Origin of the sequence: Streptomyces nitrosporeus, from assembly GCF_008704555.1 — a bacterium.
GTDB classification, from domain to species: domain Bacteria; phylum Actinomycetota; class Actinomycetes; order Streptomycetales; family Streptomycetaceae; genus Streptomyces; species Streptomyces nitrosporeus.
This window is the reverse complement of the sequence record NZ_CP023702.1, coordinates 1,741,889-1,755,962: the sequence shown is the minus strand read 5'-3', so window position 1 is coordinate 1,755,962 and position 14,074 is coordinate 1,741,889. Positions and strand designations below refer to the sequence as shown.

The window sequence follows — 14,074 nt, the reverse complement described above, 5'->3', positions numbered from 1 at the left end:
GCGCCCGGCCCCCCGGCACGGGCCGGGCGCGGGGCTCCGGGGCGGCCCGGCGTCCACGGCGGCCGGCCGGTCACCCCTCCTCCTCGGCCGCCTCCCACCGCAGCAGGTCTCCCGGCTGGCAGTCGAGCGCCTCGCACAGCGCCGCGAGTGTCGCGAAGCGGACCGCCTTCGCCCGTCCGTTCTTGAGCACCGCGAGGTTGGCGGGGGTGATCCCGACCCGTTCCGCGAGCTCGCCCACGGACATCTTCCGCTTCGCGAGCATCACATCGATGCCGACGACGATCGGCATCAGATCACCACGTCCAGTTCGGCCCGCATCCGCGCCGCCTCGACGTCACGTGCGACGGCCTGGGCGAGCAGCATCCGCAGCACGAGCACGACGAGCGCCACACCGAGGACGGCGACGGCCGCCCCGCAGACCAGGAGCACCACGCCCGGGGCCACGGCTTCGCCGGGGGCCAGGAGGACCGCGAGGGCGAGGACCAGCAGGGCGGCCGCCACGACAGCGCCGATCACCACGTGCACATGGCGGAAGGCGGCGTGCGAGAAGACCGTCCCGCGCCGGACCATCGTCACCAGCCGCCATACGCAGACCAGGACGATCTCGACCGTCACGAAGCCCAGGACGACGATCGTGAGCAGCGGGGTCCGCAGATACGCGTGATCCGCGGCGAGGTCACCCAGATCCATGGCCAGCAGCGGCACCATCACGGCCTGTACGAATACCGAGCCCATGAGCAGTGCCGCGAGTACCGCCCGCAGGGCGAGCACGGTCATGCGTCCCATCATCTCTCCCTCGATCGTCCAACGATAGAAAGCTATCGATAAGCGATAGGTCGAGCAAGGGGTGCGGTGCCGGTGCCCGTGAAGGCGGGGCGGGTATCCGAAACGCCCCGGACGCCCGCCCTCCGCCGGCTCGTGGCCGGCCGGTGGAGCCGTGGGGGTGTCCCGGTCCGGTGGGCGCCACCCCGAAATGCTTCTTCTCCGGCGCGTCGATATGTGTTCCCGCGGAGTGAGAAATAACGAAGGGGTGCGGCGAGGGAATCTCCGCCGGTGGGTCGTTCGGAATTCCGGATCATTCCGTGCGGTCGCCACCGTGCTACTGTCGAAGTCAGTTGCAGTTGTGGATCCCAAAACGTAGGTGTCTCCGAGGTGGCAACCACCTCGGACCGCATTCAAGTATTTCCGGTCATCGGCCGGTCGGGGTGAACGGCGTGCGACAACCGGAGGCCACACGGTGTGGGCTCCGGGTATCACCCCGAAGGAGACAGACATGGCATCTGGCACCGTGAAGTGGTTCAACGCGGAAAAGGGCTTCGGCTTCATCGAGCAGGACGGTGGCGGCGCCGACGTGTTCGCCCACTACTCGAACATCGCCGCCCAGGGCTTCCGTGAGCTGCAGGAAGGCCAGAAGGTGAACTTCGACATCGCGCAGGGCCAGAAGGGCCCGACGGCCGAGAACATCGTTCCCGCCTGATCTCGCGCCCACGCGCCGGGGCCCGCACCTCCTGAAGGTGCGGGCCCCGGCGCCGTCCGGGCCGAGGTCGGCCCTTCGGTGAAATCCCGGACCCGGCTTTTTTGGCCCCGTCCTTTCCTGTTCCGGTCCGCTGATCCGGTTCTTCGTGATATCGGGTACCGGCCCTGCCGCATCCCGGGTTTCCGGCCCTGTCTCCGGTCCCCGCGCCCTGGCGCGGGATTTTTTTGTGCCCCGTTCCGGAGATACGTACCCGTGCCCGGTCGCTTTTCCTGCGGCCGGGCACGGGTACGGCCCAGCCGTATCGTGTTCTCTTTTTCTCGGTTTTCGCTCGGGTTCGTTTCCGTGACGCGAGGCGGCGCGGCGCACCGGCCGGCGCACCGCGCCCGCCGGTGCGCCGGTATCAGTGGTAGCTGAAGTCGCCCACGGTCCAGGCGGTGACGTCCTCGATGGAGACCCGGTACATCCCGCCGGTCTCCGGAATGCCCACCGTCCCCTGGAGGATGCGGGCGACATGGAAGTGGAGATGCGTGGGAGGGCCGTCCTCGGGGCCGTCGGTGGCGGTGAAGATGTCGGCGAACTCGCCCAGGCGGGCGGAGTCCGTCAGGACCTCCGACACCCGCTGCCTCCACACGGCTTCGGGGGCCAGTCGCCCGGTGATGACGCTCCCACCGGTCACGACGGTCAAGGACATCTGATTGCTGTGCCCGGACTCCACCATGGCGGCGACGTCGACGAGCAGTTCGTCAGGCTTCGACATGAGAGCCGATTCTATTCACGGGCCGGGCGGGTGGAACCGGAGGCCCGGGGGACGGCGGCCGGTGGCCCCGCCCCGGCGGTGGCGTCCGCGTGGGAGGGGCCCCGTCGCCCGCCCCGACCGGACGGGCCGGCCCCCGCTCCGGCGGGCGTGTGGCGGGAGTCACGGAGCAGCGTCGGCCGTGTGGGGGAGCGGGGGAGGCCCGGAGAGGACCTGCTCGACCTCTGATCCGTACGCACCTGGATACCTCATCGGCCGACACGCCAGAATCTGTCTTGGCGAAGGTAGACAACGCGCTCTTCCGTGCCTAATATTTCTTCCGTAGCCAAGGTTCGAGAGCCCGGCAGGGATGGACTGCCGGGCAGCAGCAGTCGCAGTACGGTGCGGTGGCGGAGTTCCGGAGCCAGGTGGTAGCAGGACGGTGACGGGACTGGCGCCGCACCGGGCGGCCCGCGGTTCCAGGGGCCGCCGCGGTATGACCCAGTGGGAAGAACCGCAGTCGTTCCATGAGGTGAACCCAGCAAAGGCGCCGGACTGCGGGCGCGCGTGCTGGGATCGGCAGTGGCCCCTCCCGCCCCGGACGTAAGGGGCGGGAGGGCGGCTGCCGGGAAGGTGCCCGCCACACCGGGGGCATCGGCGGCGACCGCCCGCGCGGCGGAGACGGTATTCCGGCAGAGGAGGAAGACGCCATCAGGATCGCCCGGGCGCGAGGGGTGCGGCCCGGGCACCGCAAGACCCCCGGAACGGAAGGTGGTCCCCGGTCAGGCAGCCGCGATCCCCGCACGGCCTCCCCTCTCGGGGCGGACCTGCGGAAACAGAAGGCCGGCGCAGCATCGAAGCCGGCGGATGGTGTTGAATTTCCTTCGGGGCCTTGGTGCCGTACGGCACCAAGGCCCCTCGACGCGTTCCCAGGAAGAGGTGCAGATGACAGCGGACAATCCGCTCGGCGGCCGGCTCGACGACGACGACTACCCCGCCTACACGATGGGGCGGGCGGTGGAGATGCTCGGCACCAACGCCGGCTTCCTCCGCGCTCTGGGCGAGGCCCGGCTCATCACCCCGCTGCGGTCCGAGGGCGGCCACCGGCGCTACTCCCGCTATCAGCTGCGGATCGCGGCCCGGGCCCGGGAACTCGTCGACCAGGGCACCCCGATCGAGGCCGCCTGCCGGATCATCATCCTCGAGGACCAGCTCGAGGAGGCCCAGCGCATCAACGCCGAATACCGCCGGGCGGCGGCGAAGGCGGACGACAGTTCGGACTGAGCGGCCCGTCCGGGCCCGGCGCCCACGAGGGCGGCGCGTGCGGGACCCCGCTCACGCGGGCACCGCCACCCCTCCGTCCGCAGGCTTTCCCCCGCCCGCCGTCACCTCCGTCCGCAGGCCCCTTCCCGCCCGCCGTCGGCCGCTCCGCCACCGGCCGCCCCTCTGCCCCGCCGTCGCCGGTCCCTCCGCCCCACGGGGCGCCGGTCCCTTTGGCCTGCGGGCGCGCCCGCCCGGCCCCGGCGCCTTTCTCCGCGGCACCGGACCGGTCCGCGGCAGCGGATCGCGATCCGGCCCGAAGACCCCTCGGACCGGGGCCCGGCACCTCTTCCCGCGCGGGCCGGCCGAAGCCGTGCCGAGCCGTTTTCCGGCCGGAAGATATCCATGGATTCCGCCCTGCCGTCGGAAACGCGCGCGGATTGCAATAGAGTCACGGAACAGGCGTCGATCGGCCGCGTTTCGCGGGGATTAAGGCGGAGGTTCGGACATGCGCATTCCCGCGCATTCGGTATGCACGGCAATCCGTGACGACATCGTCTCCGGTGTCTTCGCGCGCGGCAGCCGCCTCACCGAGGAGGTGCTCGCGCGTCGCTACGGGGTCTCCCGCGTCCCGGTGCGCGAGGCTCTGCGCACCCTGGAGTCGGAAGGGTTCGTCGTCACCCGCCGGCACGCCGGCGCCTGTGTCGCCGAGCCCACCGAACAGGAGGCCGCAGACCTGCTGGAGATCCGGATGCTGCTGGAGCCGCTCGGGGCCGCCCGTGCCGCCCAGCGCCGCACCGAGGCCCACCTCAAGGTGCTCCGTGGCCTGGTCAGACTGGGTCAGGAGCGGGTGCGCCGGGGGGAGGGCGAAGACCTGAGGTCGCTGGGCGGCTGGTTCCACGAGACGCTGGCCCAGGCGTCGGGGAGCCCCGCGCTGATCGCTCTGCTCACCCAGCTACGGCACAAGATCGCCTGGATGTACACGGTCGAGCGGCCCGCCCGGCCGGCCGATTCCTGGGCCGAGCACGGGGCGATCGTGGACGCCGTGGCGCGCGGCGACGCGGAACGCGCCAGGGCGCTGACCGCGCAGCACACCGAGCGGGCCACGGCCGCCCACCGGCTGCGACGGCCCGCTCAGAAGGCCGGGGTGCCGCGCGTGAGAACTTCGCAACATGTCGTAAACACTGCGGGCCTCAGGTATTAACACATGCGCCGTATACAAATAAGGCCGCGAGTCGCGAGGCTTTCTTCCGGCTGCCCGGATTCATTTGTCCTCGGCGTTTCTGCCCGGCGCCCCGCGCATATCGGGAACGTGAATTCGTCCGGCTCGCGGACTCGTTCTCCCGGCCCCGGGAACAACGGGACCGCGGACCCCGGGCAGGGTCCGCGGTCCCACCACGGGAAGGGGGAGCCGGTCCGTACCGGCCGGTCTCAGACCGTCTCGGGGAGCTCCCCGAGCCCCTCGGCGACCAGCTTCGCCAGCCGGTCCAGGGCGGCCTCGGCGTCCTCGGCCTCCGAGGAGAGGACGATCTCCTCGCCTCCCTGGACGCCCAGGCCGAGCACGGCCAGCATGGAGGCGGCGTTCACCGGCGGACCGTCGGCCTTGGCGATGCCGACCGGGATGCCGGAAGCCGTGGCGGCACGGACGAAGATGGAAGCGGGGCGGGCGTGCAGGCCCTCGGTCCAGCCGACGTTGACGCGGCGCTCAGCCATGGTTCTGCCCTTCGCGAATCACTCGTGCCCCTTGCGGGGCGGACCTGCCGTCCGCGCGGCGCCGGTGGGACCGGAACAGTCGTCCGGACCGGACTCCCACGCGGTACGCGCCCGGTGGCGCGGCCCGCTCCCACCGTAGCCCTCCCGCGGCCGGATACGGGTGAGCCGTAGGCTTCCCGCATGGAGCCCATGTCGGACCAGAGTCCGCATCACGCGTACCCCGACCACTGGGAAGCGGATGTGGTCCTCCGCGACGGTGGCACCGCCCGCGTGAGGCCGATCGCCACCGACGACGCCGAGCGGCTGGTCAGCTTCTACGAGCAGGTGTCCGACGAGTCGAAGTACTACCGCTTCTTCGCCCCGTATCCACGCCTCTCCGCCAAGGACGTGCGCCGCTTCACCCATCACGACTACGTGGACCGGGTGGGGCTGGCCGTCACGGTCGGCGGCGAGATCATCGCCACCGTGCGCTACGACCGGATCGACGCCCAGGGCCGGCCGGCCTCCGCGCCCGCGGACGAGGCGGAGGTCGCCTTCCTCGTCCAGGACGCGCACCAGGGGCGCGGTGTGGCGTCCACCATGCTCGAACACATCGCCGCGGTCGCCCGCGAGCGCGGTATCCGCCGGTTCGCCGCGGAGGTGCTGCCCGCCAACACCAAGATGATCAAGGTGTTCCGGGACGCCGGCTACACCCAGCAGCGCAGCTTCGAGGACGGTGCCGTCCACCTCACCCTCGACATCGAGCCCACGGCCGAATCGCTCGCCGTCCAGCGCGGCCGTGAGCAGCGGGCCGAGGCCCGCTCGGTGCAGCGTCTGCTGGCGCCCGGTTCGGTCGCCGTCATCGGTACGGGCAGGACTCCGGGCGGGGTGGGCCGCACGGTCCTGCGCAACCTCCTCGCCTCGGGTTTCACGGGACGCGTGTACGCCGTGAACAGCTCCTTCCCGGCGGAGCTGGAGACCATCGACTCGGTGCCCGCGCACCGCTCGCTGCGCGGGATCGGCGAGAAGGTGGATCTCGCGGTCGTCGCCGTACCGGCCGACCGGGTGCCCCAGGCCGTCACGGACTGCGGTGAGCACGGCGTCCGCGGCCTGGTCGTCGTCTCCGCCGGTTACGCGGAGCGCGGTGCGGCGGGCCGGGAGCGCCAGCGTGAACTCGTCCGCCGGGCCCGCTCCTACGGGATGCGGATCATCGGCCCGAACGCCTTCGGGATCATCAACACGGCCCCCGCCGTCCGGCTGAACGCCTCGCTCGCCCCCGAGTCGCCCGCCACCGGGCACATCGGGCTGTTCACCCAGTCCGGCGCGATCGGGATCGCCGTCCTGTCAGGCCTGCACGGCCGTGGGGCGGGCCTGTCGACCTTCATCTCCGCCGGCAACCGGGCCGACCTCTCCGGCAACGACGTCCTGCAGTACTGGTACGAGGACCAGGACACCGAGGTGGCCCTGCTCTACCTGGAGTCCTTCGGCAACCCGCGCAAGTTCCACCGGCTCGCCCGGCGGACCGCCGCGGTGAAGCCCGTGGTCGTCGTGAAGGGCGCCCGGCACAGCGGCTCCACCCCGCCCGGCCACACGGTGCCGGTGAGCAGGGTCCCCGACGCGACCGTCTCCGCGCTGATGCGCCAGGCGGGCGTGATCCGGGTCGACACGGTGACGGAGATGGTCGACGTCGGCCGGCTCCTCGCCGACCAGCCCCTGCCGGCGGGGCCCCGGGTGGCGATCCTCGGCAACTCCGAGTCGCTCGGACTCCTCACCTACGACGCCTGCCTGGCCGAGGGCCTGCGCCCGCGGCCGCCCCGCGACCTCACGACGGAGGCCCTGCCGCAGGACTTCCGGGACGCGCTGGCGGAAGCACTGGACGATCCGGGGTGCGACGCCGTGATCGTCACGGCCATCCCGTGGGTGGGCGAGAACGGCGAGGCGCACACCGGTGACGGCGAGGTGCTGGCCGCGGCCCTGCGGGAGGCGGCCGCCTCCCGGCCCGCGAAGCCGGTGGCCGTGGTGCACGTGGAGATGGGCGGCCTGGCCGGAGCCCTCGCCGAGGCCGCGAGCACCGCACCCCCCGACGCGCCCGCGGGCCCGGCCGCCCAGGCGCCGCCCGGCGGACGGGCCGCCCTCCCGCCGGGCGGACCGGAGGACACCGGCAGGCAGGGGGACACCGGCGGGCAGGAGGGGCCGGGGGAGCCGGACAGCGCCCGCCGCGTGCGCCGGATCCCCGCCTACCCCGCCGCCGAGCGGGCCGTCCGCGCACTCGCCGAGGCCGTGCGGTACGCCCGGTGGCGCCGCCAGGCCGCCACCCCCGGCAAGGTCCCCGAGTTCCTGGACGAGACGATCGACGAGCAGGCCGCGGCCGACCTGATCGACTCCCTGCTCGGCCCGGACCCGGACCCCCGGGGCCGCCCCCTCACCCATGAGGAGGCCGCCGGACTCCTCGGCCTGTACGGCATCACCGTGCGCCCCGCGCTGCCGGCCCCGGACGTGGAGAGCGCGGTCGCCGCCGCCGCACGGCTCGGCTACCCGGTGGCGCTCAAGACCACCGCCCCCCACCTGCGGCACCGCTCCGACCTCGGCGGCGTCCGGCTCGACCTGCCGGGGGAGGAGGCCCTGCGCCGGGCCTACGGCGAGCTGACCGGCCTGCTCGGCACACCCGCGGAGCTCCGGCCGGTCGTCCAGGCCATGGCGCCCCGGGGCGTCGACACCGTCGTACGGGCCTCGATCGACGCCACCGCCGGTGCCGTCCTCTCCTTCGGCCTGGCGGGCACACCCTCGGAGCTGCTCGGTGACACCGCCCACCGGCTGGTGCCGGCCACCGACCGGGACGCCTCCGAGCTGATCCGCTCCATCCGGGCCGCACCACTGCTCTTCGGGTGGCGCGGATCGGCGCCGGTGGACACCCCCGCGCTCGAGGAACTGCTCCTGCGGGTGTCCCGGCTGGTGGACGACCACCCCGAGGTGGTCTCGGTGGGCCTGGAGCCCGTCGTGGTGGCCACCCGCGGGCTGACCGTCCTGGGCGCGGGCGTCCGGCTCGCCCCCGCACCCGCCCGGACCGACCTCGGCCCCCGCCGGCTCCCCAGCTACTGAGCCGCGGACCCGCCCGGCGCCCCGTGCGGGCGCGGGGCGGGCCGCGCGGGGCGTCCCCGGCAGTCGGCGGCCCCCCGTAGGATGGTCCGCATGGCAAAGACCGGTACGACGACCCAGGGGCTGCGCGCGGCGATCGAGCGCAGCGGCTACTACCCGGCCCTCGTGGCCGAGGCGGTGGAGGCCGCCGTCGGAGGGGAGCCGGTCTCGTCGTACCTGGTGCACCAGGAGACCACCTTCGACTCCAACGAGGTGCGGCGCCATGTCACGGTCCTCGTCCTGACGGGCACGCGCTTCATCGTGAGCCACACCGACGAGCAGGCCGCGGACACCAGCTCCCCCACGCCCTTCGCCACGACGTCCACGGAGTCGGTCAAGCTGGGGCGGATCTCCTCCGTCGTCCTCAGCCGGGTGGTGGCCAACCCCGAGAAGTACGTGCCGGGGACCCTGCCCCGCGAGGTGGTCCTGACGATCGGCTGGGGTGCCGTCTCCCGGATCGACCTGGAACCCGCCGCCTGCGGCGACCCCAACTGCGACGCCGACCACGGCTACACCGGCAACACCACCGCCGACGACCTGAGCCTGCGCGTCAGTGAGACCGGTGACGGCCCGGACGCCGTGCGGCAGACGCTCGCCTTCGCCCAGGCGCTCTCCGAAGCCACCGCGGCCACCGCCGTGACCGGCCGCTGATGGCCCAGCCGGCCTGGCAGGACCCCGTCCTGCTCGCACCCGACACCGCCCCCGTGCCCGAATACGGCGGCGGCGCGCTCGCCGACCTGCTGCCGACGCTCGTCGCCGGCCAGGGCGTACCGGGTTTCGAGGCGGTGATCCCCGAGCTCACCCCCGCCGACCGGAACTGCGTCTTCCTCATCGACGGCCTCGGCTGGGAGCAGATCCGGTCGCACCCGGACGAGGCGCCCTTCCTGCACTCGCTGCTGCCCACCTCGCGCGGCGGCACCGGCCGCCCCCTGACGGCGGGGTTCCCCTCCACCACGGCGACCTCGCTCGCCTCGGTGGGCACGGGGCTGCCCCCCGGCGCGCACGGCCTGCCCGGTTACACGGTCCGCGACCCGGACGCCGGCGCGCTGATGAACCAGCTGCGCTGGAAGCCGTGGACCGAGCCCAGGGTCTGGCAGCCGTACCCGACGGTCTTCGAGCAGGCCCACGCCGCGGGCGTGCGCACGGCCCAGGTATCCGCACCCGCGTTCGAGCACACCCCGCTCACCAGGATCGCCCTCAGCGGAGGGTCCTTCCTCGGCAGGCTCTCCGGCGAGGAGCGGATGGACCTCGCCGCCGAGCGGCTCGCCGCGGGCGACCGGTCCCTCGTCTACACGTACTACAGCGAGGTCGACGGTGCCGGCCACCGCTTCGGTACCGACTCCGACGCCTGGCGGGGCCGGCTGATGTACGCGGACGGGCTCGCCCGCCGCCTGGCTGAGCAGCTCCCGCCCCGCACCGCGCTGTACATCACCGCCGACCACGGGATGGTCGACATCCCCTTCGACGAGCGGTCCCGGATCGACTTCGACGAGGACTGGGAGCTCGGTGCCGGTGTCGCCCTGCTCGGCGGCGAGGGCCGGGCCCGCCATGTGTACGCCGTCCCCGGGGCCGGGGCCGATGTGCTGGCCGTCTGGCGGGAGGTGCTCGGCGAGCAGTTCTGGGTGGCGAGCCGCGAGGAGGCCGTGGCCGCGGGCTGGTTCGGGCCGCGGGTCGACGAGCGGGTTTACGGCAGGATCGGCGACGTGGTGGCGGCCGCCCACGACGACGTGGTGATCACCGCGTCGGTCAACGAGCCCCACGAGTCGGCGATGGCCGGCATGCACGGCTCGCTGACCCCGGCGGAACTCCTCGTCCCGCTCCTCGAAGTCCGTACCTGACCCCTCGCGCCCGCGCCCCGCACCCCGTATTCCGTACCGCTCCCGAAAGGCCTTCGACTTCCCATGCCCGAGCTCGTGTTCTTCTCCGGGACGATGGACTGCGGAAAGAGCACCCTGGCACTCCAGATCGGGCACAACCGCTCGGCCCGGGGGCTCCGTGGTGTGATCTTCACCCGTGACGACCGGGCGGGGGAGGGGAAGCTCTCCTCGCGGCTGGGACTGGTGACGGAGGCGGTGGAGGCGAGCGAAGGCATGGATCTGTACGCCTACCTGGTCGACCAGTTCTCCAAGGGCGGCAAGGCGGACTACGTCATCGTGGACGAGGCCCAGTTCCTCGCCCCCGAGCAGATCGACCAGCTCGCCAGGGTCGTGGACGACCTCGGACTGGACGTCTTCGCCTTCGGCATCACCACCGACTTCCGCACCAGGCTCTTCCCGGGCTCCCAGCGGCTGATCGAACTGGCGGACCGGATAGAGCAGCTCCAGGTCGAGGCGCTGTGCTGGTGCGGCGCCCGCGCCACCCACAACGCCCGTACGGTGGACGGGGAGATGGTCGTGGCGGGCGCCCAGATCGTCGTGGGGGACGTGAACCGCCCGGCGGCGGAGACCGGTTACGAGGTCCTGTGCCGCCGCCACCACCTCCGCCGGACGACCGCGGCCTCCGCCCGCGCCGGAGCGCTCTCCCCGGACGTCCTGCCGGTCACCGCCCCCTGACCCGGGCCGGGGCCGCCGTCTCCGGCCGCCCCGGGACGGCCCTTCTCAGCGCGACGACTGCTGGACGGTGAACACCGCGCCCTCCGGGTCGGCGACGGTGGCCACCCGCTTGCCGGACGCCTCCCGCGGAGGGCGGAGCACCTGCCCTCCGAGTTCCGCCACGCGCGCGGCCGCCTCGTCGGTGTCGGCCACCTCGAAGTAGGTCATCCAGTGCGGTCCGCGGTCACGGGGCAGCGCGTGGCCCACCCCGTGCAGGGCCGCCACCGCCCGGCCCTCCAGCCGCAGGGTCTGGTAGTCGAAGTCGGCCGAGACGACCGCGTCCGTCCCGAAGCCGAACACCGCCTGGTAGAACTTGGCGACCGACGAGGTCTCCCGGGTCAGCAGCTCGTTCCAGACCGGGGTGCCCGGCTCGCCGGCCAGGGTCGTACCCAGGTGCTCACGGGCCTGCCAGACACCGAAGACCGCCCCGCACGGGTCGGACGCGATCACCAGGCGGCCGGCCTGCCCGGCGTCGAGCGGGCCGACGGCCACCGTCCCCCCGCAGGAACGGATGGCCTCGGCTGTCACGTCCGCGTCCTTCGACGCGAGATAGGTCGTCCAGGCGATCGGGAGATGCCGGTTCGGGGGCAGCTGCCCGATACCCGCGACCTCCTTGCCGTGCAGCAAGGCCCGCACATAGGGCCCCAGTTCCTCGGGACCGGGTCTGAACTCCCAGCCGAACAAGCGGCCGTAGAAATCCTCGGTCGCGCTGAGCCGGTGCACGATCAGACTCACCCAGCACGGGGCTCCTGGTGTGTGGAGTGCGGCAGCCTCGGTCATGTTCTTCTCTCCTCGTACCATCGGGGTGGCCGTACGGGGGAAACGGAGCCGAGTGCTGTCCACCGGTACGGGCGCCTTCGGCTCCGTGCAGATGCTTGCATCACCGAGGTCCCCAGGCACCCTGGCCGCGCGGCGTTTCGGACTCCGAGTCGCACGAGAAGAATGCTTTGTAGTGGTATTTCCTTTTCATTCCCTGTGTCAGGGATGATTCCTGGGCGAAGATGGCACCCATGAAGCCCATCATCACCGCATCCGAATGCATGAGCGAATTCACGGGACCGCGTCCGCCGGTGTTCCTGGACGTGCGTTACGAAATGGGCGGCCCCCACGGCCGCATCGGCTACGACACCGGCCACATCCCGGGTGCGGTGTTCGTCGATCTCGAGGCCGAACTGGCCGGGCCGGCCGGAAGCGGCGGACGCCACCCCCTGCCGGACCTGACGACCTTCGGCGCCGCCATGCGGCGCGCCGGGGTCCGCCGGGACACCCCGGTGGTGGTCTACGACGGCGGGCAGGGCTGGGCGGCGGCCCGGGCCTGGTGGCTGCTGCGCTGGACCGGCCACCCCGACGTCCGGGTGCTGGACGGCGGACTCCCCGCGTGGACCGGTGAGCTCTCCACGAAGGACCCGGAGCCCGGCGAAGGCGACTTCCGGCCCGAGCCGGGCGCGCTGCCCCTGCTGGACGCGGACGCCGCCGCCGCGCTCGCCGCCTCCGGGCTGCTGCTCGACGCCAGGGCGGCGGAGCGCTACCGGGGCGAGGTCGAACCCATCGACCCGGTCGCCGGGCACATCCCCGGCGCGGTCTCCGCCCCGACCGCCGGGAACGTCGCCGAGGACGGACGCTTCCTGCCCGCCGGGCAGCTCGCCGCCCGCTTCGCGGCCCTGGGCGCCGCCCCCGGTACCGAGATCGGCGTCTACTGCGGCTCCGGTGTCTCGGCCGCCCAGGAGATCCTGGCCCTGGAGATCGCGGGGCACCGGGCCGCCCTCTACGTGGGCTCCTGGTCCGAATGGACCTTCGACGGCACCCGCCCCGTCGCCACCGGCCCCCGGTGACGGCACACACCACGAAGAAGGCCCGCACGCCGTCGCGTGCGGGCCTTCGCCGTCAGGGGAACGGGCCGGAGCTCAGTCCTGCTTCTTGCGGCGGGTGCCGAAGACGATCTCGTCCCAGCTGGGCACCGCGGCCCGGCGCCCCGGACGGACACCGTCCGCCTCGGCCTGCCGGTCCGTCGTACCGGTCAGCCGGTCCCGGTGGCCGGCCACCGCGCGCGGCATCAGCACGTCCGCGTACGCCGAACCCGCGCCGGCGGACGCCGCCGCCGGGGACTCGTCGGCCTCCGGCTCCTGGACCGCCGGTTCGATCGCCGGGGGTTCCGGCTGCGTCGGCCGCTCCGGCACCACCATGTCGCCCCGGAAGCTGGGCACCGCCTCCAGCAGGCTGGTCAGCGAATCGCGTTCGCCCGCCGAGATCCCGCCGACGCGTTCCTCCGGCTCCGGGGCGGGCGGGGCCGGCCGCTCGATCTGCCGGTCCAGGGCCCGGTCCAGCGGGCGGTCGCGCGGCAGCCGCGCGATCCGTGGCACGAAGGGGAAACTGGGCTCGGGCGCGGCGACCTCGTCGGTCTCCCCGATCAGCGAACGGGCCTCGTCGTCGACGGCCTGCACCAGCCTGCGCGGCGGGTCGTAGGTCCAGCTCGCGGAGTGGGGCTCGCCGGCGACACGGTAGACCAGCAGGACTTCCCAGGTGCCGTCGTCCCGGCGCCACGAGTCCCACTGGACGGTGTCCCGGTCGGCGCCGCGCAGCAGCAGCCGCTCCTGGACCGCCTCGCCCAGCTGCGGACCGGTGTTCTCACCGGGACGCCGCACCTGCGTCTTACGGGCCCGCTCGGCCATGAAGGCGCGTTCCGCGAGGACGGGGCCCTCGAAGCGGCGCACCCGGTCCACCGGGATACCGGCGAACTGGGCGACCTCCTCGGCGGAGGCGCCTGCTCGTATCCGCGCCTGGATGTCACGGGGGCGGAGGTGGCTCTCCACCTCGATCTCGATCTGGCCGAGCCGGGCGCGGTCGTTGCGCACGGCGGCACGCAACCGCTCGTCGATCGGGAGCGTGTACTCCGTGCTGTCGGCAGCCTTGAGCACCAGTCGTGTGCCGTCGTTCGAGACGGCCACGACACGCAGTTCGGGCATGGGAACCTCCCGGGTGGTGCCTGCCGACGTCACGTGCGTCGCTGCTTCCGCTAGTCGAGTGTGACCTGCCCGGGTTCAGCCTGCCACAACCTTGCCAAGTTACCCGGCGTGCCGGACCTCGGCCCTGGATCACCAGGAAGCACGGTACCTGTGCGCGACGCGTAGCGACCCGGTGGTCACTCCATTTCGCAGGCGCCCGTGCGATGCCGCGGCGCCGCCGGTT

14 protein-coding genes are annotated in these 14,074 nt (G+C 72.9%); 8 read left to right on the top strand and 6 right to left on the bottom strand.

Annotation, left to right across the window (positions count from 1 at the left end; genetic code table 11):
* Nucleotides 1–70: 70 nt before the first annotated feature.
* Nucleotides 71–289, bottom strand: coding sequence for a helix-turn-helix domain-containing protein (locus tag CP967_RS07460; protein ID WP_150487199.1), 219 nt, complete (start codon nt 287–289; stop codon nt 71–73).
* Entirely contained in the window at nt 289–786 is a 498-nt protein-coding gene (locus tag CP967_RS07455; RefSeq protein WP_150487198.1) for a DUF2975 domain-containing protein, read from the bottom strand. The genes CP967_RS07460 and CP967_RS07455 overlap by 1 nt, the downstream gene beginning before the upstream one ends.
* A gap of 487 nt (nt 787–1,273) precedes the next feature.
* On the opposite strand from CP967_RS07455, the gene CP967_RS07450 reads away from it, so the two are divergent.
* A complete protein-coding gene (locus CP967_RS07450; RefSeq protein WP_014047008.1) occupies nt 1,274–1,477 on the top strand; it encodes a cold-shock protein in 204 nt (67 codons plus the stop codon).
* A 400-nt stretch (nt 1,478–1,877) separates the two neighbouring features.
* Here CP967_RS07450 and CP967_RS07445 read toward each other — a convergent pair whose 3' ends face one another.
* Complete coding sequence (locus CP967_RS07445; protein ID WP_150487197.1) at nt 1,878–2,234, bottom strand: hypothetical protein; 357 nt, start codon at nt 2,232–2,234, stop codon at nt 1,878–1,880.
* Nucleotides 2,235–3,155: 921 nt separating this feature from the next.
* Between CP967_RS07445 and CP967_RS07440 the strand changes: the two genes are divergently transcribed.
* Together CP967_RS07440 and CP967_RS07435 are read left to right on the top strand one after the other, a co-directional pair.
* Nucleotides 3,156–3,494: a MerR family transcriptional regulator gene (locus tag CP967_RS07440; protein ID WP_150487196.1), complete on the top strand. Its 339-nt coding sequence runs from the start codon at nt 3,156–3,158 to the stop codon at nt 3,492–3,494.
* Nucleotides 3,495–3,978: 484 nt separating this feature from the next.
* A complete protein-coding gene (locus tag CP967_RS07435; protein ID WP_150487195.1) occupies nt 3,979–4,674 on the top strand; it encodes a GntR family transcriptional regulator in 696 nt (231 codons plus the stop codon).
* A 227-nt stretch (nt 4,675–4,901) separates the two neighbouring features.
* Here the strand turns inward: CP967_RS07435 and CP967_RS07430 are convergent, their stop codons facing one another.
* Nucleotides 4,902–5,183, bottom strand: a complete 282-nt coding sequence (locus CP967_RS07430) for an HPr family phosphocarrier protein (RefSeq protein ID WP_150487194.1) — start codon at nt 5,181–5,183, stop codon at nt 4,902–4,904.
* Between the two features lie 180 nt (nt 5,184–5,363).
* On the opposite strand from CP967_RS07430, the gene CP967_RS07425 reads away from it, so the two are divergent.
* The 4 genes from CP967_RS07425 to CP967_RS07410 all read left to right on the top strand — a co-directional run bounded on the left by CP967_RS07425 (nt 5,364) and on the right by CP967_RS07410 (nt 10,849).
* Nucleotides 5,364–8,261: a bifunctional acetate--CoA ligase family protein/GNAT family N-acetyltransferase gene (locus CP967_RS07425; RefSeq protein ID WP_150487193.1), complete on the top strand. Its 2,898-nt coding sequence runs from the start codon at nt 5,364–5,366 to the stop codon at nt 8,259–8,261.
* Between the two features lie 90 nt (nt 8,262–8,351).
* Entirely contained in the window at nt 8,352–8,948 is a 597-nt protein-coding gene (locus tag CP967_RS07420) for a DUF5998 family protein (RefSeq protein WP_150487192.1), read from the top strand.
* Nucleotides 8,948–10,135, top strand: coding sequence for an alkaline phosphatase family protein (locus CP967_RS07415; protein WP_150487191.1), 1,188 nt, complete (start codon nt 8,948–8,950; stop codon nt 10,133–10,135). The genes CP967_RS07420 and CP967_RS07415 overlap by 1 nt, the downstream gene beginning before the upstream one ends.
* Before the next feature lie 63 nt (nt 10,136–10,198).
* Nucleotides 10,199–10,849, top strand: a complete 651-nt coding sequence (locus tag CP967_RS07410; RefSeq protein WP_150487190.1) for a thymidine kinase — start codon at nt 10,199–10,201, stop codon at nt 10,847–10,849.
* Between the two features lie 45 nt (nt 10,850–10,894).
* Here CP967_RS07410 and CP967_RS07405 read toward each other — a convergent pair whose 3' ends face one another.
* Nucleotides 10,895–11,668, bottom strand: a complete 774-nt coding sequence (locus CP967_RS07405) for a VOC family protein (RefSeq protein WP_150487189.1) — start codon at nt 11,666–11,668, stop codon at nt 10,895–10,897.
* Nucleotides 11,669–11,898: 230 nt separating this feature from the next.
* Here CP967_RS07405 and CP967_RS07400 point away from each other — a divergent pair, with 230 nt between their 5' ends.
* Nucleotides 11,899–12,720 (top strand): sulfurtransferase, encoded by an 822-nt coding sequence (locus CP967_RS07400; protein ID WP_150487188.1) that lies wholly within the window; start codon nt 11,899–11,901, stop codon nt 12,718–12,720.
* Nucleotides 12,721–12,792: 72 nt separating this feature from the next.
* Here CP967_RS07400 and sepH read toward each other — a convergent pair whose 3' ends face one another.
* Nucleotides 12,793–13,851, bottom strand: coding sequence for a septation protein SepH (sepH, locus tag CP967_RS07395; RefSeq protein ID WP_150487187.1), 1,059 nt, complete (start codon nt 13,849–13,851; stop codon nt 12,793–12,795).
* Nucleotides 13,852–14,074: the final 223 nt, after the last annotated feature.